The sequence below is a fragment of the Streptomyces sp. NPDC086023 genome (genome assembly GCF_044540325.1).
Taxonomy (GTDB): domain Bacteria; phylum Actinomycetota; class Actinomycetes; order Streptomycetales; family Streptomycetaceae; genus Streptomyces.
Genome location: NZ_JBITRX010000002.1, coordinates 514,286 through 534,775, shown reverse-complemented (window position 1 = coordinate 534,775; position 20,490 = coordinate 514,286). Strand labels below are relative to the sequence as shown.

The following is a 20,490-nucleotide window of genomic DNA, read 5'->3' as shown; positions in this document are numbered from 1 at the left end:
GACGCCACGGTCCGCGTGCACGCCTCCTACGGGACCGGCCCGGGGTGCCGGCTCGGCGAGGTGACCGCTACGTGCCTCGACGGTCGTCCATTTCGATGGAGAGGTGTGGCCACGACCGGGTCAGCCGTGCCAGGTCGTCCAAGGAGGTGTTGCCGGCGGTACGCAACCGCTCGTCTGGCAGGAAGTGCACGGTGGTCCCGGTCGTGAGGTCGTCGGCGATCGGTCGCAGGTCGGCAGCGGGCACGCCGTGTTCGTACCGCTGGGTCCAGGAACCGTTGAGACGGCGGTTGGTATGGATGAGCCACGTGCTGAGTGCAGCGACAACGGACATGCCCCGTCGAAGGTGTGTGTCGGGGAGGGACGGCGCATCAGGGCTGTCGAAGAACCGGAGGTCCTTCGTGGCCATGACCGGCTTCTTCACGGCGCGCCCGAGCTCATCGAGGCGGGTGTCGGTGCCCCGTCCGTTGTCGGCGACGGCCACCGAGCCATCCGAGTGGAGGGTGATTCGGCAGAGACCGCCGTGGCCGGCCTCGGCCTCGTCCGCCACATAGGCGACGACTTCCAGGATCAGATGCAGGATGCCGCCGGGGGCGAAGGCGGCGGAGTTCCTGCGGATGTGGTCGAGATGGTCGAGGTCGACGGTGCCGGCCCAGTCGTGAGTGGTGTTGACCCAGGAAGCCCTTGGTGTGTCCATCCGAGGAGTATGCGAGACCCTGATCAGGGACTGACAACGGGTGTCGGAGCGAGGTTTCGGGCTTGACATCCCGCGTCGTGACCAGTGCGCGGAACGCCCGTGCCGCGGTTTCCGTCCCGGCTCCGCACGCCCACCGGGCAGGACCTCGACGCATGCCCGGCAGTTCGGGAGAAGCAGGCCGAACGGGCGAAGTGGGGGCGGGCCGGCCGGGCGGGCCGGGTCCGGGGCCCCGGGCAGCGCCCTGCCGACGTCGTGGGGCCCGGCGAACGTCCCGCCACCGCGTGACGGGCCGACAGGCCTGTGCGCCGGCCGGCGCCGTGCCGCCGTGCGGCGCCCCGCCGCATCCACCCGTTGGGACCCTTTCCCCAGCTCATAGGGTTGTATTTCAGGATGAAAGTTGACACTTCATTACCTGCGCCGCTGGACTGAGGACACGACGGAACGTCAGCACGCCCTCACTCCAAGGAGTCACCCGTGCCGCACCGCCTGCGCGCGCTGTCCGGCGGCCTCACCGCCGCGGCCCTGCTCAGCCTTCCCCTCGGCGCCACCTCGGCCACGGCGGACGCCCCCGCCCCGGCGGACGCCCCAGCACCCGTGACCACGATGGCCGGGAAACCGCCCATGGGCTGGAACAACTGGGCGCACTACATGTGCGACATCGACGAGGCGAAGGTCGTCGCGAACGCCGACGCCCTGGTCGCCTCGGGCCTGGCGGACAAGGGCTACGACACGGTCACCGTGGACGACTGCTGGATGGAGAAGTCCCGGGGCCCGGCCGGCGAGCTGGTGGCCGACCCGGTCAGGTTCCCCCACGGCATGGCCTGGCTGGGCGAGTACCTGCACGCCAAGGGGCTGAAGTTCGGCATCTACGAGGACACCGGCTCCCTCACCTGCGAGCGCTACCCCGGCTCCGGCCGGCCCGCGGGCGGCGGCGCCGACCACTTCACCCAGGACATGGCGCAGTTCGCCTCCTGGAAGGTGGACTACATCAAGATGGACGGCTGCAACGTGTGGGTGGCCCCCGGCCAGACCAAGGAGGCCGCGTACCGGGAGGCGTACGAGGCGGTGGCCGAGGCCATCCGCGCCACCGGGCGGCCGATGGTCCTGTCGGCCTCGGCGCCCGCGTACTTCCAGAACGGGGAATGGGGCAGTCCCGCCTGGTTCTCGGTGCTCGGCTGGGTCGGCGGCACCGGGCAGCTGTGGCGCGAGGGCCGCGACATCCAGGTGTACAAGCCGAGCGCGCCGGCCACCTCGCGCTGGAAGTCCGTGCTCGGCAACTACGGCTACAACCGCTGGCTGGCCCGCTACGCCGAGCCCGGCAACTGGAACGACCCCGACTTCCTGATCGCGGGCGCCCCCGGCCTCACCGACGAGGAGGGCCGCAGCCAGGTCGCCCTGTGGGCCATGATGGCGGCGCCGTTCATCCTCTCCTCCGAGGTCTCCGAGCTGACCCCGGCCGGCCTGGCCGCGCTGGGCAACGAGGACCTGATCGACCTGGACCAGGACCCGCTGGGGCGCCAGGCCGGCATCGTCTCCACCGACGGCGCCACGGACGTGCTCGCCCGTCCGCTGGCGGGCGGCGACCGTGCCGTGGCCGTCCTCAACCGCACCGAGTCGGCCCGCCCGGTCACGGTGAACCTCGCCGACATCGGCCTGCCGTCCTGCCGGGTCACCGCCCGGGACCTGTGGACCGGCACCACCTCCACCGCCCGCACCCGGCTGACCGCCACCGTGCCCGCCCACGGCACCGCCGTCTGGCGGCTCACCCCCCGCGGCTGCGACCAGGCCGTCCCGACCGGCCAGATCACCGGCAACGCCATGGCCTGTGCCGACGGCGACCACACCACGGGCGCCGGCACCGTCGCCCTCGCCCCCTGTACGGGCGGCAGCGACCAGCGCTGGGCCCTGCACCCCGACGGCACCCTGCGCCTCGGCGCCCGGTGCCTGACGGCCGCCGACGGCACCACCGTGGCCCTGGCGGCCTGCTCCCCCGGCTCCACCCCGGGCCAGCGGTGGCAGGCACGCCCCGACGGCACCCTCACGGACGGCGCCTCCGGCGCCTGCCTGGACGCGCCCACCGGCACGGAGACCGGCCCCCTGCGCCTGCGCCCCTGCGGCCACCACCTCGTCAACCAGGCCTGGGCCCTGCCCGTCTGACCCGGAGGAAGCCCCATGAGGCTGACGCGCACCACCCTGGCCGCGGCCCTGCTCTGCCTGCTCGGCAGCGCCGCGGCACCCGCCACGGGCGCCCCCGCCGCACGGCCCGCCGCCCCGGCCGCCCCGGACGCCCCGGCGACCACCGCCCGGGCCCGCGCCGCCTTCTTCGACGACACCGCGGCCGAGGAGGCCCTGCTGCGGCTGCTCCCCGAACACGCGGGCCAGATCACCCTGTTCCCGGCCGCCCGCAGCGCCGACGGGAAGGACGGCTTCACCGTGTCCGGGAAGGCCGGCCGCATCACGGTCCGGGCCACCAGCCCGGCCACCATGCTCACCGGCGTCGGCTGGTACCTCCAGCACGTCGCCAAGGTGGACATCGGCTGGCCCGGCGACAGCCTCGGCCGGCTCCCGAAGCGGCTGCCGGCCGTCCCGGCCGCCGTCACCCGGACCGCCCTGGTGCCCCACCGCTACGCCCTCAACGACACCGACGACGGGTACTCGGGCGCGTACCGGACCTTCGCCGACCACGAGCGCCAGATCGACCTGCTCGCCCTGCACGGCATCAACGAGGTGTTCGTGCAGGTCGGCGCCGAGTACCCGTACTACAAGGCGCTCCAGCGGTACGGGTACACCGCCGAGGAGCTGCGCGCCTGGATCCCGGGCCCTGCGCACCAGGGCTGGTGGCTGCTGCAGAACCTGAGCGCCTTCGGCGGCCCGGTCACCGAGCGGCTGCTGACCGAACGGGCCGAACTCGGCCGCCGGATCACCGACCGGCTCCGCTCCCTGGGCATGACCCCGGTGCTGCCGGGCTACTTCGGGACGGTCCCGCCCGGCTTCGCCGCCCGCAACCCCGGTGCCAAGGTGGTCCCGCAGGGCGACTGGTCCGGCTTCGACCGGCCGGACTGGCTCGACCCGGCCGGCCCGGTCTTCGCCGAACTGGCCACCGACTACTACACCGAGCAGCGCGCCGCGTTCGGCGACTCCACGATGTACCGGATGAGCCCCCTCCACGAGGGCGGCTCCGTCGGCGGCGTCGACGTCAAGGCCGGCGCCGCGGCCGTGCAGGCCGCCCTGCACGCCGCACACCCGGGCGCCCTCTGGGCGGTGCTGGGCTGGCAGGACGACCCCACCAAGGACCTGCTGGCCGGGGTCGACACGTCCCGGCTGCTGATCATCGACGGGCTGTCCGACCGCTACAACAAACTGGACCGCGAGACCCGCTGGGCGAACACCCCCTACGCGCTCGGCACCATCCCCAACTTCGGCGGGCACACCACCATCGGCGCCAACACCGGCGTCTGGCTGACCCGTTTCCGGGAGTGGCGGGAGAAGGCCGGGAGCCGGCTGAGCGGCATCGCCTACCTTCCGGAGGCCACCGGCACCGACCCCGCGGCGTACGACCTCTTCACCGACCTGGCCTGGGAGCCCGGGCCGCTGGACCACGAGCGGTGGTTCGCGGACTACGCCCGGCGCCGCTACGGCGGGGAGGACGCGCAGGCCGCGGCCGCCTGGGAGGCGCTGCGCAAGGGCCCGTACGACATGGCCTCCGGCTTCTGGTCGGAGCCCCAGGACAGCCTGTTCACCGCCCGGCCGAGCCTGACGGTGAGCAGTTCCTGCTGGAGCAGCCCGCGGGCCATGCGCTACCCGGCCGCCTCGGTGGAGACCGCGCTCAAGGCGCTGCTGGCGGTGGACCCGAGGCTGCGCGGCTCCTCCGCGTACCACTACGACCTGGTGGACGTGGCGCGGCAGGCGCTGGCCAACCGGTCCCGCGTGCTGCTGCCGCAGATCAAGGCGGCGTACGAGGGGAAGAACCCGGCCCGGTTCCGCGAACTGGTCGGCCAGTGGCAGGAGCACGAGCGGATGCTGGCCGCGGTGACCGGCTCGGACCGCAACTTCCTGCTGGGCCCCCGGCTGGCGGCGGCCCGCTCGTGGGGGACGGACCAGGCCGAGAAGGACCGGTACGAGTACGACGTCCGCTCCCTGCTCACCACCTGGGGCCCCCACGCGACCAGTGAAGTGGGCCTCCTGCACGACTACGCCAACCGCGAGTGGGCGGGCATGCTGGAGGAGTTCTACGCGGCCCGCTGGAAGGCGTACTTCACGTCGCTGGAGGAGGCACTGGTGTCCGGAGAAGCACCCGAGGCCATCGACTGGTTCGCCTTCGAGGACGCGTGGGCGCGCAAGACCACCGCGCACCCCACCGAGCCGAGCGGTGACGCGCACGCCCTGGCCACCGCGATCGCGGAAGCGCTGACCTGACCCGTGACGGAACACGGAACCGGGGGCGCCGGGGCGGGTGGCGGACGCGGCCGGGCCGGTCCTCCGCGGTCACCCGGCCCGGGCCCCTCGCCCGGCCCTGACCCGTCACCCGGCCCGGGCCCCTCACCGCGGGTGCCGCGATCCGGCGGACTGCCCCGGTCGGCCGGTCTGCTGGGCGCGGCCGCCGGCCTGGTCGCCGGGGTCTCGGCACTGGCCGCGGCCGAGCTGGTCTCGGCGTGGGTGCGCCCGCAGTCGGGCCCGGTGACGGCGGTCGGGGGTGCGGTGGTCGACCTGGTGCCCCCGCCGGTCAGGGAGTGGGCCATCCAGGTCTTCGGCACCTCGGACAAGCTGGTGCTGCGGCTGGGCATCCTGCTCCTGCTCGCGCTGTTCGCCGCCGGGGCGGGCGTGGTCGGGGTCCGCGCCCGGCCGCTCTACGGTGCCGTGCTGGCCCTGGCCTTCGGGCTGGTGGGCGCGGTCGCGGCGGCCGGCCGGCCCGACGCCTCGCCGCGGGACGCGCTGCCCTCCGCCGTGGCCGGGGTCGTCGCGGCCGCGGTGCTGTACCTGCTGACGGGCGCGGTGCGCCGGCCCGGCCCGCCGGGCGGGCGCGGGTACGACCGCCGCCGGTTCCTGACGGTGGTCCTGGCGTCCGCCGGCGGTTCGGCGGTCGCCTACCTCGCGGGGCGCCTGTCCGGTGCCTCGGGTGCCGCGGACGCCGCCGCGGACCGCGCCGCCCTGGAGCTGCCGGCGCCGGCCTCCCCCGCGCGGCCGCTGCCGCCGGGTGTCGGACTGCCGGTGCCGGGGCTCGGCCCCTTCCTCACCCCGAACGCCTCCTTCTACCGGATCGACACGGCACTGGTGGTGCCCCGGCTCGGAGCGGACCGCTGGACGCTGCGGATCCACGGCGAGGGGGTGACGCGTCCGCTCACCCTGCGGTACGCCGACCTGCTCGCCCGGGAGCTGGTCGAGCGGGACATCACCCTGGCGTGCGTGTCCAACGAGGTGGGCGGCGACCTGGTGGGCAACGCCCGCTGGCTCGGCGTGCGGCTGGCGGACGTGCTGCGGGAGGCCGGGGTGCGCGCGCCTTCGCGGGGCGGCCCGGCGGACCAGCTGGTGGCCCGCTCGGTGGACGGCATGACCATCGGGACGCCGGTGGAGACGGTGCTGGACGGCCGGGACGCGCTGCTGGCGATCGGCATGAACGGCGAACCGCTGCCCTTCGCCCACGGGTTCCCGGTGCGGATGGTCGTACCCGGTCTCTACGGGTACGTGTCGGCCTGCAAGTGGCTGGCGGAGCTGCGGCTCACCACCTTCGCCGCGTACGACGCCTACTGGGTGCGACGTGCCTGGGCCGCGCAGGCGCCGGTGAAGACCCAGTCCCGGATCGACGTGCCCCGCGGGAACGCCGCGCTGCGCGCCGGAACCGTGGCGGTGGCCGGGGTGGCGTGGGCCCAGCACCGGGGCGTCTCGGCCGTACAGGTGCGGGTGGACGGCGGCCCCTGGCAGCAGGCGGTGCTGGCCGCCGAGGACACCGTGGACACCTGGCGGCAGTGGGTGTGGCGGTGGCCCGCCACACCGGGCCGGCACGTGCTGGAGGTGCGGGCCGTGGACGGCACCGGCGCCGTGCAGACCGGCGAGGAGCAGGGCGTGCTGCCGGACGGGGCGACCGGTTGGCACCGGGTGCGGGTGGAGGTGGCGGGGGCGGACTGAGCAGCGGACGGAGCGGGGGAACGGGCGGCGGCGGGGGCGGCGGCGGGACCGGAACGGGCGGGTGGGGGCATCACCCGGCCGATCCGGGGTAGGCGCGGTGCCTTGTCGAGAATCGAAGGATTCCCATGACCAGGACCACGACCAGGACCAGGACGCCCACCGGGACCGCCGCGCACCCCGGGAGCGCGCCACGTACCGGGACCGCCCCGCTCGACGGGACCGCCCGGCGCACCGCGGCCGCGGGTCCGCCGGAGCCTCCCCCGCTGCCGGAGATGCCCGACCTGCGGACCGTCGGCTGCGCCGAGGCGCGCGCCCTGTCCGCGCAGCTCTTCGCCCGCATGCGGGGGGCTGAGGAGGGCACGGCCGAGTACTCCCGGCTCCGCAACACCCTGGTGGAGCTGAACCTCAGCCTCGTCAAGCACGCCGCGCAGCGCTTCCGCAACGCCCGCGAGCCGCTGGACGACATCATTCAGGTGGGCACCATCGGCCTGATCAAGGCCATCAACCGCTTCGACCCGGACCGGGGCGTGGAGTTCGCCTCGTTCGCCATGCCGACGATCATCGGCGAGATCAAGCGGTTCTTCCGGGACACCAGTTGGTCCGTACGGGTCCCCCGCCGCCTCCAGGAGCTGCGCCTGGACCTCGCGAAGACGGGTGACGACCTGGTCCAGGAGCTGGACCGCGAGCCGACCGTGACCGACCTGGCCGGGGCGCTCGGGATCACCGAGCAGGAGGTGGTGGAGGGACAGGGCGCCTCGAACGGCTTCACCGCCCGGTCCCTCGACATCGCCTTCGACGACGCCGAGAACGGAAACCAGCTCACCCGCGCCCTCGGCGGCGACGACCCGCGGTTCGAGCGGATCGAGCTGCTGGAGGCGCTCAAGCCGCTGGTCGGCGAGCTGTCCGAGCGGGACCGGCTGATCCTGTCCCTGCGGTACGTCGAGGAGCTCACCCAGTCCGAGATCGGCGAGCGCGTGGGCGTGTCCCAGATGCAGGTGTCCCGGCTGCTGAGCCGGATCCTGCGAACCCTGCGGGCCGGCCTGCTGCCCGAGGCGCCGCCGCTCCGGCGGGGGGTCCGCCGGCCGGCGGACTGAGGACCCTGCGGCCAGAGGACCCTGTGCGACGGCCGCCCGCGTGCGGGCGGCCGTCGCAGTGCCCCAGGCCACGCGGTGCCCGCCGCGGTGCCAGAGCGGTGCCAGAGCGGTGCCCCAGACCACACGGTGCTCCGGCCGCGCCGTGGCTCAGCCCGCCACGTCCTGGTCCGCGGCCGTCAGCCGCACCGTGCTGTCCAGGAGCAGGGCGTGGACCAGGGCGCCCGGCAGGTTGCCGCGCAGTTCGCGCAGCTCGACGTCGTACTCCTGGGCGAACAGCCCCGGCGGGCCGTACGCGGAGCGGGTGCGCTCGAACCAGCGGGCGGCCGCGGCGGGCCGGTGCTCGGCCAGGCAGGCGGTGGCCATCAGGAACCCGCAGGCCAGGGAGGCGCCCTCGGCCCGTCCGGGCCCCGCGCCGTCGGTCCGGAAGCGGTGGACGAAGCCGTCGCGGGCCAGGTCGTGCTGGACCGCCTGCCGGGTCACCGAGAGGGCCGGCTCGGCGGGCGACAGGCCGCCGCGGGCGAGCGGCCGCAGCAGGGCGGCGTCGACGCCCGGGTCCTGGCGGCTGCGCTGCCAGCGGCCCGACCAGTGCAGGCAGGTGCGTTCCGTTTCGTGCAGGATCGTGTCGGCCAGTTCGGACCAGGCGAAGGCCACGTTGCGGGGCGCGATGTCCCGGGCCGCGGCCCGGAGGCCGCTGACGGCGGCCAGCCTGGAGTGGGTCCACCAGGCGGGGTGCAGGTCCCACAGGCCCCCGTCGGGCCGCTGCCAGTTGGCCTCCAGGGCGCTGACGGCGACCTCGGCGGCGCGCTCCCCGTCGCCGTCGAGGCGGTCGCGGCGGGCCGCGGCGGCCAGGAGTTCGAGGACCTCGCCGAAGGTGTCCAGCTGGAACCTGCCGTCCGGCCGGCCGCCGGTCACGACACCGGCGGGGCGGGGGCCGGTGCCGAAGCCCTCGGCGAGCGGCAGTTCGTGCTCGCGGGGCACGGGGCGGCCGTCGACCCGGTAGGCCGCGTGGAGGTCGGGGCCGTACTCGAGGACGCGGGCGGTGACGACGCGGACGGCGTCGTCGAGGAGGCGGTGCGGGCCGTGGGCGGCCACGGCGGTGCCGGCGATGCACTGGTCGCGGACCCACGCGTAGCGGTGGTCGTGGCCGCCTCCGGCGGCGGCGTGCTCGGGCAACGGGTTGGCCGCGGCGGCCACCATCGCGCCGGTGCGCGCGGTCAGGCCGGTGAGCACGGCGTACGCGTGCCGGGCGTCGCTGCGCGCCGTGAGGTCGGCGCAGTCGGGCACGGCGGCGGCCCAGAAGCGCTCCGTCTCCCGCCACAGCCGCGCGGCCTCGTCCCCCCGTCCGCTGAGCACGCTGCCGCCGCGCGCGTCGGCGATCTCCAGCACCAGGTCGCGGGTGCCGCCCGGGTCCAGGGCGATCAGGGCGGTGACGGAGTCCGGGACCCCCGGCCGGGTGGCGTCCGCGTTCTCGGGCACCCCCCGGAGCCGGAAGCTCAGGAGGCCGCTGCGGCCCACCCAGTGGCCGCGGTCCCGGTGCAGGCCGGTCATGGGGTGGGCACCGAAGCGGGCCCGGACCGAGAGCTCGACTCGGACCACGGCCGGGCCGTCCACGGCGCGGATGCGGCGCAGCAGGACCGCCCGGTGCGGGTCGCCCGGCGCGGCGAGCGCGTCACGGCACTCGACGACGCCGCCGGCACCGGTCCAGCGGGTGGTGCGGATCAGCGTGCCCTCGTCGTACCAGCCGCACGGCAGTGACCGCACCCCCTCCGGAGACACCCCGAAGTGGCCGCTGCCGCCGGTCAGCTCGGAGAAGACGGCCCCGCTGTGCCAGCGGGGCGCGCACATCCAGACGATGTCGCCGCAGGGGGTGGTCAGGGCGCCGCGCTCGCCGTCGGCGAGCAGGGCGTAGTCGCGCAGGGGGCGCAGCGTGTGGCCGTACGGGGACGGACTCATGGTGTGCGGCTACCCGGTCGGGAGGCGCGGAACCGGTGTGCGGGCGTTTACCTGGGCCGTCCGCGGACAGGCGCGGGAGGGTACGGGCGGTGTCGGTCCGGAGGTGAGCCATGGCGGAGGAACAGCCCGGCAAGGACGGCGGGCCGGAGCGTGACGAGACCCCGGACGAGCGGGCGGACCGGCGGTGGAACGAGACGCTCCAGGAGGTCCGGGTGGCGCAGACGGGCGCCCAGATCCTGTTCGGCTTCCTGCTGAGCGTGGTGTTCACGCCGCGGTACGCCGAACTGGGGGCCTTCGACAAGACGTTGTACGTGGTCACGGTCGCCCTGGGCGCGCTGGCCACGGGGACGATGATCGCGCCGGTGGCCTACCACCGGATGCTGGCCGGCCGGAACCTCAAGCCGCACCTGGTGCGCGACGCGGGGCGGCTGGTGTCGGTGGGGATCGTGCTGCTGGCGCTGACGGTGAACCTGTCGGTGCTGCTGCTCCTGCACGTGGCGACCTCGCACTGGATCGCCTGGGTGATCACGGGCGTCGTCACGGCCTGGTTCTTCATCTGCTGGCTGGTGATGCCCGGGTTGCTGCTGGCCCGCAAGGACGGGGAGCGCACCGCGCGGCGGCGCGGGGACGGGGACAGGGGCCGCGGGGACGAACGGTAGGTCCGGTCCGGGTCCGGTCGGCAGGTCCGGTCCGGCACAGCAGCGCGGCGGCGCGGCGGTGCCCCCCGTCACCGCCGCGCCGGACGCGCCGGGCCCGTCGTCACCACCGGTACCAGCGGCCGTTTCCGCTCCGCATGGCGAAGCCGAGCAGCCAGACGATCAGCAGGGCGATGGCGATCCACCACAGGACGTCGAGCGCGAAGCCGCCGCCGAACAGCAGCAGGATCACCAGGAGAACGAGCAGAAGCGGGATCATCACGACCTCCTCAAGGCTGCGTGTCCCTCCGCGGGTGCCCTGGAGTGCGGAACACATGCGTCCGCGGACTGTGCAATTTCACATCTATGCATGACCTGTCACATGTGAAATATTACCTGCGCTCGGGTCGGCCCCGGCCGGCCCGTTCCCCGTCTCCGGGACCAACTCCCGAAAGGACCCCCTACGTTGCGCAGACTGATCGCGGCAGGGGCGGCGATATCCCTGGCGCTGCTCGCCGCTCCCGCGCTGGCCGCCCCGCCGCCGGCCGCCCCGCTCCCGGCCACCGGCACTCCCCCGGCCGAGGGCCCGGGCCGCGCCGACGCCCCGCCGCCCGCCCCGCTGGAACTCCAGCGGCAGGCCCTGCGCCGCCAGGCGCTGGAGCGGGTGGCGGCCGGGTCCCTGAAGGCCGGCTCCGACGGGCGCCTCCCCCAGACGGTCAAGGTCGGCAAGCGGTACGTCGAACTGGCGCAGCAGCGGAAGGACAAGGTCTTCGTGATCCTGGCCGAGTTCGGCGACCAGGTGGACAGCACCACCGAGTTCGAGGGCAAGCCGCGGTTCGGCGGCGAGCCCGGCCCCCGGCACAACACCATCGAGAAGCCGGTGAAGGCCGACAACCACACCGTGTGGCGCAAGGACTTCGACCGGGCCTACTACCAGCGGCAGTTCTTCTCGGCCGAGCCGGGAGCGGTGAGCCTGCGCAACTACTACCGCCTCCAGTCCTCCGGCCGCTACGACATGGACGGCCACGTCACCGACTGGGTCCGGCTGCCGTGGAACGAGGCCCGCTACGGCACCGACAACTGCTCCGAGCCCGGCCAGTGCCGCACCAACTGGGACATGATCCGGGACGCCACCAACGCCTGGTACCACTCCGAGCGGGCCAAGGGCCGCACCCCTGCCGAGATCAAGGCCGAACTGGCCCCGTACGACGTCTGGGACCGCTACGACGCCGACCGGGACGGGAACTTCGACGAGCCCGACGGCTACCTCGACCACCTGGTCGTCGTCCACGCGGGCAAGGACCAGACCTGGGGCGGCGGCCGGCAGGGCAAGGACGCCGTGTGGGCGCACCGCTGGTTCGCGTACTGGAACCAGGCCGGCCAGGCCGGGCCCGAGGGCAACAAGGCCGGCGGCACGCCGGTCGGCGACTCGGGGCTCTGGGCGGGCGACTACCTCACCGGCGGCGAGAACAGCGGAGTGGGCCTGTTCGCCCACGAGTTCGGCCACGACCTGGGCCTGCCGGACCTGTACAGCTCCGACGGCGACAACAGCGTCAACTACTGGTCGCTGATGTCCGCGGGCTCCTACCTCGGGCGCGGGCGCAACACCACCGGCGACGTGCCGGGCGACCTGGACGCCTGGAGCAAGCTCCAGCTGGGCTGGCTGGACTACACGGAGGCCGACGCGGGCCGCCGGACGCGCGCCGTGCTCGGCGTGTCGGGCTACAACACCGAGGACCCGCAGGCCCTGCTGGTGCACCTCCCGCCGTCGGTGACCAGGACCGACCTGACCGACCCGGTCGAGGGCGGCAGCGCCTGGTGGAGCGGCACGGGCGACTTCATGGACAACACCCTCACCCGGGGTCTCACCGTCCCCGCCGAGGGCGCCCGGCTCGACGCCCGCGTCTGGTACGACATCGAGCAGGACTTCGACTTCCTGACCGTCGAGGCCTCCACGGACGGCGGCGGCACCTGGGCCGCGCTGCCCGGCACGGTCGGCGGCGCGCCCGTACCGGCCCGCGGGATCTCCGGCACCTCCGGCGGCTGGGCCGAACTGTCCGTGCCGCTGGACCGGTTCGCAGGAACCTCCGTCCAGCTGCGGCTGCGGGTCACCTCCGACAGCAACACCCACGGCAAGGGCGTCGCCCTCGACGCCGTGACCATCACCTCGGCCGGCCGCGAGCTGCTGCGCGACGGCGCCGAGCAGGGCGCGAACGGCTGGACCGCGGTCAAGTGGTCGCGGACGCAGGGCCGTACGGGCATCGCCGAGCACCCCCGCGCGTACGTCGTGGAGAACCGCCGGTACACCGGCTACGGCGCGTACCTGAAGACCGGCCCGTACAACTTCGGCTGGGGCTCCGACCCGGTCCGCAAGGACACGGTGGAGTTCTACCCGTACCAGCCGGGCGTGCTGATCTGGCTGTGGGACACCGCCTACAGCGACAACACCACGAAGGCGCACCCGGGTTCGGGCCTGATCCTGCCGGTCGACGCCCGGCCTGACGCGCTGCGGTACACGGACGGCACCCCGCTGAACGCGCGGGCGCAGACCTTCGACGCGCCGTTCTCGCTGCGCCCGAGCGCGGAGCTGGTGCTGCACCGCAACGGCGTTCCGGTGATCGTCCCGGAGCGTGCGGGCGTGCCGGTCTTCGACGACCGGGCGGGCGTGTACTGGAGCCCGGATCTGCCGCAGGTCGGCGTGAAGGTCCCGGACACCGGCACCCGCATCACGGTCCTCAAGGAGGCTCAGAACGGCTTCCGGACCACGGTCCAGGTCAGCCCGTCCCCCTGATCCGGCCCCCCGCGGCCCGTCCGTCCTCCTGACGGGACGGACGGACCCCGCCCGGCCCCGAGGAGGGGGCCGGGCGGGGCTTCCGGGGTTCACGCCCGGGTTGCGCGGGCCGTACGACCGTCACGCGCGACCGAACGGTCAGGTGCGCAGCAGCCGGTCGAAGAAGGACCGGTACTGCCGCAGGGCCAGCCTGAGGTCCTCGGTGGCCACCTCGCCGCCGGCCTGCCACTGCCCCTCCAGCTGCTGCTTGCGGTCGGCGAAGGTGCCGGCGAGGCTCTGCATCACGGTCGCGACGAGGCCGTCCGCCTCCTGCACGGAGGCACGGGGGTCGTCGACGAAGCCGCCCTGGATCCTGCTCCACTCCGCGCGCCACTCACCGGCCTGCCCGGCCTCGACGAGCGGCTCGCCGTCGGGCTCCCCGTCGCCCCGGCCCGACACGCCGTCCCCGGACACCCGGGCCGCGGAGCCGGTGCCGGCTTCGGCGACCGCGTCGCTCTCGCCCTTGCTGCGTCCCGTCGTGCGCGCGGGTCCGCCGCCGGAGGACGCCGTACCGGGGTCCGTACCGGGGTCACCGGGGTCACCGAGGTCACCGGGCTCGCCCGGCTCACCGGCGCGCTCGGCGCCGGCCAGTTCCGCGTCGCCCGCCCGGTCGGCGCCGGCGAGTTCCGGGTCGCCCGCCCGGTCGGCGCGGGCCAGTTGGTCGTCGCCGGCGCGGTCGGCGTCGTCGAGTGCCGAGTCGCCGGGGTCCGCCAGGTCGTTCTCCTGCCGCTCGGCGAGGCTCCGGTTGCCGGGCCCACCCGGCAGTCCGGTGTCCCCGGTGGCCTCGCCCGGGTAGAGGGGCCGCCGATCGCCCCGGCCGGCCTCCTGTCCTGCGTCCCGCTCCGGGCCCAGGAGGTCCTCGGTGGCCGGGGTCTGCCGCGTCTCGTCGTGTGCCATGTCATTCACCTCGCCGTGCACCGCCGCCCGCGGTGCCGCTGTCCAGCAGGTCGTCGAAGAGGGCCCGGTAGTGGACCATCGCGCCGCGCAGTTCCTCGGTGGTGACGCGGCCGTCTCCGTTGCGTTCGTTCACCTCGTGGGCGCGCCGGTAGTGCTCCAGGGTGTTGCCGTGTTCGACCGAGAGGTCCTGGAGCTGCTGCCGGTAGCCGTCGGTGGGGTAGCCGCGTTCGTTCATGAGCCGGGTGACCAGCGTGTCGGCCTGGGCCACCGCGCTCTCGGGGTGGTCGACGAAACGCTGCTGCACGCCGCTCCACTCGTCGGCGTACCGGCGCCGCACCTCGGTGGGGAGTTCGCGCAGCTCCAGGTCGTCATGACGCCTCTCGCGCCCGCGCAGCTCCTTCTCGGCGGCCATTCTGCCGCCCTGCTCCGCGACGGCGCGGTCGTACTCCGGGCCGAAGTCCCGCTGGAGCCGGCGACGGCGGGAGAACATCCACAGCGCCACCAGCACGATGACCAGGACGACGGCGCAGGCGACGATGATGGCGATGAGTGAGCCGGTCGACATCGGTGCCTCCAGGGGCGTCGGGTCAGCTGTGCAGGCGCTGCTGCCCAGCGGCCCGGCCGCCAAACCGGTGCGTCACGTGCTCGGGCGCAGCCGCACCGGCAGGGCCCGGACGCTGTTGCCGACGAAGCTGGCGTGGCGCGGCAGCTCCGCGTCGGGGACCGCGAGGCCGAGGTCGGGGAAGCGGGTGAACAGCGCCCGCAGGGCGATCACGGCCTCCATTCGGGCCAGGGGTGCGCCCAGGCAGTAGTGCGGGCCGTGGCCGAGGGAGAGGTGCCGGGTCCCGGTGGTGCGGGTGACGTCGAAGCGGTCGGCGTCGGGGCCGTGGGCGGACCGGTCGCGCCCGGCGGCCGAGTACCCGGCCAGGACGGGGGTGCCCCGCGGGATGACGGTGCCGCCGACGGGGAGGTCCCGTACCGGGTAGCGGAAGGGGAAGTAGCTGACCGGGCTGTCCCAGCGCAGGGTCTCCTCGACGACGTCGGCCCAGTCGGCCTTGCCCTCCCGGACGAGGGCGAGCTGGTCGGGGTGGGTGCAGAGGGCGCGGACGGCGTTGGTGATCAGGTTCAGGGTGGTCTCGTGCCCGGCGATGATCAGCAGCAGGGTGCCGATCAGCTCGTGGGCGCCGAGCCGGTCCCCGTCCTCCTCGCGGGCCAGGATCAGGGCGCTGGTGAGGTCCTCGCCGGGCGCCTCGGTACGGGCCTGGGCGACGGCGCCGAGCAGGGCGACCAGCTCCCGGTTGGCGGCGAGGACGTCGGCGGGGGCGATGTCGGTCGAGACGATCCGGTCGGAGAGGTGGTGCAGCCGGTCGTGGTGTTCGGGGTCGACGCCGAGCAGGTCGCCGATCACGCCCATGGGCAGCGGCATGGCGAAGTGGCGGCGCAGGTCGGCGGTGCCGTCACCGTCGGCCGCGGCGCGGTCGAGACCGTCGAGCAGCCGGCCGGCCAGCTCCTCGACGCGGGGGCGCAGCTCCTCGACGCGGCGGGCGGTGAAGGCCCTGCCGACCAGCGAGCGCAGGCGCCGGTGGTCGGCGTCGTCGGCGGTGGTCATGCCCTGGACGGTGGCGAAGGTCTTCAGCGGCCAGCCGTCGGGTATCTCCCCGGCCTGGAGGGCGGCGAAGTGCCGGGCGTCCTTGGCGACGTCGGGGTGGGCCAGGAATTCCCTGAGCGCCTCGTGCCCGAGCACGGCCATGCCCTCGACGCCTCCGGGCAGCAGCACGGAGGCGACCGCCCCCTCGGCGAGCAGGCGCGCGTTGTCCGCGTGCGGGCAGCCACCGGCGGGGTCCATGCGATGCGGAGTGCTCAACGGGGCTCCTCGGGTTCCGGGTTCGGCCGGCAGTCGCTCAACTGGGGCTGAGCACAGGCTAAGCGAGGCCGGTTCACGCACGCCCCCTTGAGCCGCGCCCTCGGTGTCGATCACAATCACGCGGCATGCCGGACAGCCAGTGGATGCGCTACTTCTCGCCGACGGTGTAGCACCGGCGGCTCGGGCTGGTGTGTCTGGGGGTGGGGCTGCAGAGCGGGATGCTGCCGACCGTGGGGCCGCGGCGGCTGGACCATCACGTCGCCGTGGTCGTCACGCGGGGGCGGGGGTGGTTCAGTCATGGCGGGCGGCCGCCGCAGGCCGTCCGGGCGCCGGTGCTGCTGTGGCTGGTGCCGGGGGTGGAGCACCACTACGCGCCGGACCCCGGGACCGGGTGGGACGAGTGCTTCGTGGACTTCACGGGGCCCGGCGTGGAGGCGTACGCGGACCTGGGCTATGTCACACCGCAGTGTCCCGTGGTACCGCTCCGCGAGACCGCCGAGGTGCAGCACATCGTGGACGGCATCGTGCGGGCCGCCCGCCGGGACGGGCCCCTGCTGCACGTGGAGGCCGCGGCCGCGGTGCACGGGCTGCTGGTGGCCCTGCGGTACGCCCGGCTGGAGGTGACCCGGCAGGGCGAGGCCGTGATGGAGGCGCTCGCCCGGGACGCGCTGCTGCCGATCTCCGTGGCCGAGCACGCGGCCCGGCTGGGCATGCCGCTGGCCGAACTGCGGGGCGCGGTACGGCGGATCACCGGGGAGGGTGTCAAGGAGTACCTCCTGGGGATACGGCTGGACCGGGCCAAGGAACTGCTGGTCCGTACCGACCTGCCGGTCGCCGGGGTCGCCCGGCGGGTCGGGTACGAGGACGCGTCCTACTTCAGCCGGCTGTTCAGCCGCCGGGTTGGCGTGGCGCCGGTCCGGTTCCGGGACCAGCGCCAGGGCCGCTAGGGCCTGTAGCCCACGTTGAGTTCGGCCACCGACGTCCACGGGTTGCCGCCGACCTCCCGGGTGGCCTTCAGCCGGACGTAGCGGGCCGCGCGCGGCGCCAGGTTCACGGTCTGCTGGGCGGTGGTGTCCCAGAAGGTGCCGCCGGCGGCCGCCGCGCCCCAGGTGACGCCGTCCGTGGAGGTGAAGACCTGGTAGTCGGCGATGCGCCCGTTGCTCTGCGTCTGCCGCGGCAGGTAGTGCAGGGCCGAGACGTCGTACGCGGCGCCCAGGTCGAGGGTGATCTCGTGGGGCATCGGTGCGGTGGACTGGTACCACTGGGTGTGCCAGATGGTGGCCGGGTCGCCGTCCAGCACGTTCGACGCCCGGCCGTTCTCGCCGGCGGTCTCCTCGCTGTCCACGGCGGCGACCCTCATCTGTGCCTGCGGGACGAGCCGTTCGCCGCCCCCGCCGGTGCCGAGGTCGTCCACGGTGAGGTCGTCGAGGATCAGGTCGGCCTCGTTGTGGGAGCCCTCCCCGGTGACCTTCCGTACGCCGATCCAGGCGCCGGCACCGGCGGTGAACGTGGTGCTGAACGCGGTCGGCGTGCGGGCCTGGCCGAGTGCCGTGGCCGTCTCGGTGCTCCCGGCTCCGGTGATGAACTGGTAGTCGCCGGCGAAGCCGTTCTCGTACAGGAAGTTCACCCGGTACGTGTGGCCCTCGGTGAGCGGCAGGGTCTGCGGGAGAGTGCGGTAGACCAGGCCCTGGCGCTCCTCGTGGGACTTGAGGGAGTTCTGCCCGTTGATGACGTCGTCGACGAGCTTGCCGCTCCATCCGGCCTGCGTGTAGGGGGCGTTGCGCTGGGCGATGTGGGTGCGGGGGTCGGTGGCGGAGCCGCCGGCGCCGCCGAAGACGAAGGGCCCCCAGCCGGCGTCGACGTTCTCGAAGTCCTCGGCGTGGGTGTGGCCGCCGAGCGGGGTGCGGGCGGAGGGGACCACCCGTACGTCGTCCAGGTACGCGGTGCCGGTGGCGGCGGTGGCGGTGAGCTGGAGGGTGGCGGTGGACTGGCCGGCCGGCACGTCGAAGAGCACCTTCATGCGCTGCATCCTCGTGCCGTTCTTCTCGCTGCCGCCGAGGGTGTTCGTCAGCGGGGAGGAGTCGGCGGTGACGGCGGCGGGGGTGCCGCCGGCCGGGGTGACGGTGAGGGTGGTGGTGCGGCCGGCGGGGGTGGAGACCCAGACGGAGGCGGCGTGGGTGCCGGGGGCGAGGCCGGTCAGGGTCTGGGACACCTTGGGCGAGGTGCCGGGGGCGAGGACGAGTTCGTTCTGGCCGAGGGCGTTGCGGGCCACGGAGGCGCCGGTGCCGGTGACGGTCCAGGCGGTGAGGTCGCCTGCGTGGAAGCCGGGGTCCTTGAGCGGGGTGCCCTCGCCCCACTGGGGGTGGGCCGGTGCGGGGGCGGCCCCGTCGTAGACGACGTACGCGGTCTTCGCGGCGGCGCTGATCGTGATCCGGCCCTGGCTGACGGCGAGGTCGGACACGTACTGCCGGCCGGTGTCGGTGAGCCGGTAGAGCCTGGGTGCGGTCCAGCCGGCGGGCAGGGTCCAGATGGTGCTGCCGCCCTTGGCGTTCCAGTGGTAGAGCTTGCCGTCGCGCGGCAGCAGGTAGGTGTCGCCGTCGAGGACGAGCCGGCCCCCGGTGGTGATCCGGCGGGTGTTGCCGGAGGTGGTGGCCCTGGTGCCGTCGGCGAGGGTGACCGTGCCGCCCGACCAGCCGGTGATCGGGGAGCCCTGGAGGTACTTGGTGGGGAGGTTGACGCCGAAGGTGGTGTTCAGGAAGGCGGTGAAGTCCTTCTTGCCCTGCCAGCCCTCGTACGCGGTGACCTCGGCGCCGCCGAGGAGGGGGTGGCCGGCGATCCAGTCGTCCTTGACGTGGTTGCCGATGAAGCGGGCGATGGTGGAGTTGATGCCCTTGAGGTCGGTGCCGCCGTAGTTGACGTCGGCGGCCCAGTGGTGCCAGAGGGACTGCTCGGTCAGGGTGTGGGGGAACTCGGTGGCCAGCTGGAGGCCGAGGCCGCCGATCTCGCGCTGGAGCTTGCGGGAGACGTAGCCGTCGCCGTACCAGACGTCCACGTACAGGAAGTCGAGGCCGGGCACGGCCGTCTTGAGGTCGGCGAGCCGCTGGAGGCGCTGCCCGGACTGGCCGTCGCGGCGGGTGTCGACGTAGTAGGACTGGTCGAGCCAGTCCCAGCCGAGTCCGCCGGAGTGGCGGGCGGGGTCGAAGGTGGCGGAGACCGGGTACTCCTCGGTGGCGTTGACGTGCACGCCGAAGTCCGCGTTCCAGGCGTGGCCGGCGGTGGTCAGCGCGCGCAGTCCGGCGGCGCCGCCGAGCTTGGCGCCGACGTTCTTGTAGTCCATGTGGGCGGAGTCGTGGCCCTCGGAGGCATACCCCTTGAGCAGGACGAACTGGCCGAGGCCGTCGGTGGCGAGGCCGACCCGCTTGGTCTCGTCCAGGGTCTGGGCGAAGGGGTGGGTGGCCTGGGAGGCGAAGTTGAAGGGGATGCGCTGGACGACGCGGTCGGCGGTGTGCTGCCAGCCGGTGGGCGGGGTCCAGATGTCGCGGTGGGCGACGGCCGCGTCCTGCCAGTCCACGGCGGAGTCGCCGTTGCGGTCCGCGGTGATCGCGACCCGGGCGTACGGGAGGGGCTCGGTGTCGGTGTCGGCGGCGCCCTCGGCGCGGTACAGCCAGTCGCCGCTCCAGAGGCCGGCCCGCCGGTGGGTGCCCTGGTCGACGACGCGCTTGGCGATCCGGCCGTTCTCGCGGGCGGTGCCGCCGGAGGGCTTGTCGTGGAGGGAGTTGGAGTCGACGGCGGCGGCCAGTCCCGAGGTGTTGAGCAGCCCGTACATGACCGTGGTGGGGGCGGCGTCGACGGGCGTGTTCGCGGTGACGGAGGTGAAGGTGTCGCCGCTGCCGGTGGTGGCGGTGTGCATCCGCGCGGTGGCCAGGGCGGCCCCGGGCTGGTCGCTGCGGACGCTGACCAGGGTGTGCTCGGGGATGGCGAAGGTGCGGACCCGCAGGGCGGCGGTGTCCTCGATGGCGGTGACCCTGAACTCGACGACGGAGCCGGTCACCTGGAGGCGGGAGCGGATGGTGACGCCGGAGAAGGCCATCGTGTAGTCGACGGCGGCGGCGGACACGGTCGAGGTGACGGCGGGGGTGTGGGCGGTGCCGTTGACCTGGATGGTGGTGAGGGGGTCGGGGTTGCCGTCGAGCGTCCGGCCGGTGGCGCGGTGGGTGTAGCCGATGACGCGGGGGAAGTCGGCGTCGACGCGGACGGTGAGGTCCGCGGAGCCGATCGTCACGGGGGTGGCGGCCCGGGCGGGGAGGACCGCGAGCAGGGCGGCCGCCAGGCCGCCCGCCGCGGCGGCCGCCGCGGTGCGCAGGGGGGTTCGCATCGGTCCAGCTTGCGGACGGTGCGGC

14 protein-coding genes are annotated in these 20,490 nt (G+C 74.3%); 7 read left to right on the top strand and 7 right to left on the bottom strand.

Annotation, left to right across the window (positions count from 1 at the left end):
* Positions 1–67: 67 nt before the first annotated feature.
* The gene (locus ACIF6F_RS05700; protein WP_399941653.1) at positions 68–694 is read right to left on the bottom strand and encodes an ATP-binding protein; all 627 of its coding nucleotides are present in this window, start codon (positions 692–694) and stop codon (positions 68–70) included.
* Between the two features lie 474 nt (positions 695–1,168).
* Here ACIF6F_RS05700 and ACIF6F_RS05695 point away from each other — a divergent pair, with 474 nt between their 5' ends.
* The 4 genes from ACIF6F_RS05695 to ACIF6F_RS05680 all read left to right on the top strand — a co-directional run bounded on the left by ACIF6F_RS05695 (position 1,169) and on the right by ACIF6F_RS05680 (position 7,911).
* A complete protein-coding gene (locus ACIF6F_RS05695) occupies positions 1,169–2,851 on the top strand; it encodes a ricin-type beta-trefoil lectin domain protein (protein ID WP_399941651.1) in 1,683 nt (560 codons plus the stop codon).
* 15 nt (positions 2,852–2,866) lie between these two features.
* Complete coding sequence (locus ACIF6F_RS05690; protein WP_399941648.1) at positions 2,867–5,110, top strand: alpha-N-acetylglucosaminidase; 2,244 nt, start codon at positions 2,867–2,869, stop codon at positions 5,108–5,110.
* Between the two features lie 132 nt (positions 5,111–5,242).
* A complete protein-coding gene (locus ACIF6F_RS05685) occupies positions 5,243–6,817 on the top strand; it encodes a molybdopterin-dependent oxidoreductase (protein WP_399941646.1) in 1,575 nt (524 codons plus the stop codon).
* Positions 6,818–6,942: 125 nt separating this feature from the next.
* Positions 6,943–7,911: a SigB/SigF/SigG family RNA polymerase sigma factor gene (locus ACIF6F_RS05680; protein ID WP_399941643.1), complete on the top strand. Its 969-nt coding sequence runs from the start codon at positions 6,943–6,945 to the stop codon at positions 7,909–7,911.
* Positions 7,912–8,058: 147 nt separating this feature from the next.
* Here ACIF6F_RS05680 and ACIF6F_RS05675 read toward each other — a convergent pair whose 3' ends face one another.
* On the bottom strand, positions 8,059–9,864 hold the full coding sequence (locus ACIF6F_RS05675) for a glycoside hydrolase family 15 protein (protein WP_399941640.1): 1,806 nt from the start codon (positions 9,862–9,864) through the stop codon (positions 8,059–8,061).
* A 110-nt stretch (positions 9,865–9,974) separates the two neighbouring features.
* Here ACIF6F_RS05675 and ACIF6F_RS05670 point away from each other — a divergent pair, with 110 nt between their 5' ends.
* Positions 9,975–10,523, top strand: coding sequence for a DUF6328 family protein (locus ACIF6F_RS05670; RefSeq protein ID WP_399941637.1), 549 nt, complete (start codon positions 9,975–9,977; stop codon positions 10,521–10,523).
* Between the two features lie 100 nt (positions 10,524–10,623).
* Here the strand turns inward: ACIF6F_RS05670 and ACIF6F_RS05665 are convergent, their stop codons facing one another.
* Positions 10,624–10,779, bottom strand: a complete 156-nt coding sequence (locus ACIF6F_RS05665) for a hydrophobic protein (RefSeq protein ID WP_399941634.1) — start codon at positions 10,777–10,779, stop codon at positions 10,624–10,626.
* 186 nt (positions 10,780–10,965) lie between these two features.
* Between ACIF6F_RS05665 and ACIF6F_RS05660 the strand changes: the two genes are divergently transcribed.
* Positions 10,966–13,290, top strand: a complete 2,325-nt coding sequence (locus tag ACIF6F_RS05660; protein ID WP_399941631.1) for an immune inhibitor A domain-containing protein — start codon at positions 10,966–10,968, stop codon at positions 13,288–13,290.
* A gap of 138 nt (positions 13,291–13,428) precedes the next feature.
* Here the strand turns inward: ACIF6F_RS05660 and ACIF6F_RS05655 are convergent, their stop codons facing one another.
* The 3 genes from ACIF6F_RS05655 to ACIF6F_RS05645 form a co-directional block, all read right to left on the bottom strand.
* The gene (locus tag ACIF6F_RS05655) at positions 13,429–14,226 is read right to left on the bottom strand and encodes a hypothetical protein (protein WP_399941628.1); all 798 of its coding nucleotides are present in this window, start codon (positions 14,224–14,226) and stop codon (positions 13,429–13,431) included.
* A gap of 1 nt (position 14,227) precedes the next feature.
* Positions 14,228–14,791: a hypothetical protein gene (locus ACIF6F_RS05650; RefSeq protein ID WP_399941626.1), complete on the bottom strand. Its 564-nt coding sequence runs from the start codon at positions 14,789–14,791 to the stop codon at positions 14,228–14,230.
* A gap of 72 nt (positions 14,792–14,863) precedes the next feature.
* Positions 14,864–16,072 carry a cytochrome P450 gene (locus ACIF6F_RS05645; RefSeq protein WP_399942184.1) on the bottom strand — a complete coding sequence of 403 codons (1,209 nt, stop codon included), beginning with the start codon at positions 16,070–16,072 and terminating at the stop codon, positions 14,864–14,866.
* 203 nt (positions 16,073–16,275) lie between these two features.
* Here ACIF6F_RS05645 and ACIF6F_RS05640 point away from each other — a divergent pair, with 203 nt between their 5' ends.
* Complete coding sequence (locus ACIF6F_RS05640) at positions 16,276–17,037, top strand: helix-turn-helix domain-containing protein (protein ID WP_399942181.1); 762 nt, start codon at positions 16,276–16,278, stop codon at positions 17,035–17,037.
* Here ACIF6F_RS05640 and ACIF6F_RS05635 read toward each other — a convergent pair.
* On the bottom strand, positions 17,034–20,465 hold the full coding sequence (locus ACIF6F_RS05635) for an endo-alpha-N-acetylgalactosaminidase family protein (RefSeq protein WP_399941623.1): 3,432 nt from the start codon (positions 20,463–20,465) through the stop codon (positions 17,034–17,036). The genes ACIF6F_RS05640 and ACIF6F_RS05635 overlap by 4 nt on opposite strands.
* Between the last annotated feature and the right edge of the window lie 25 nt (positions 20,466–20,490).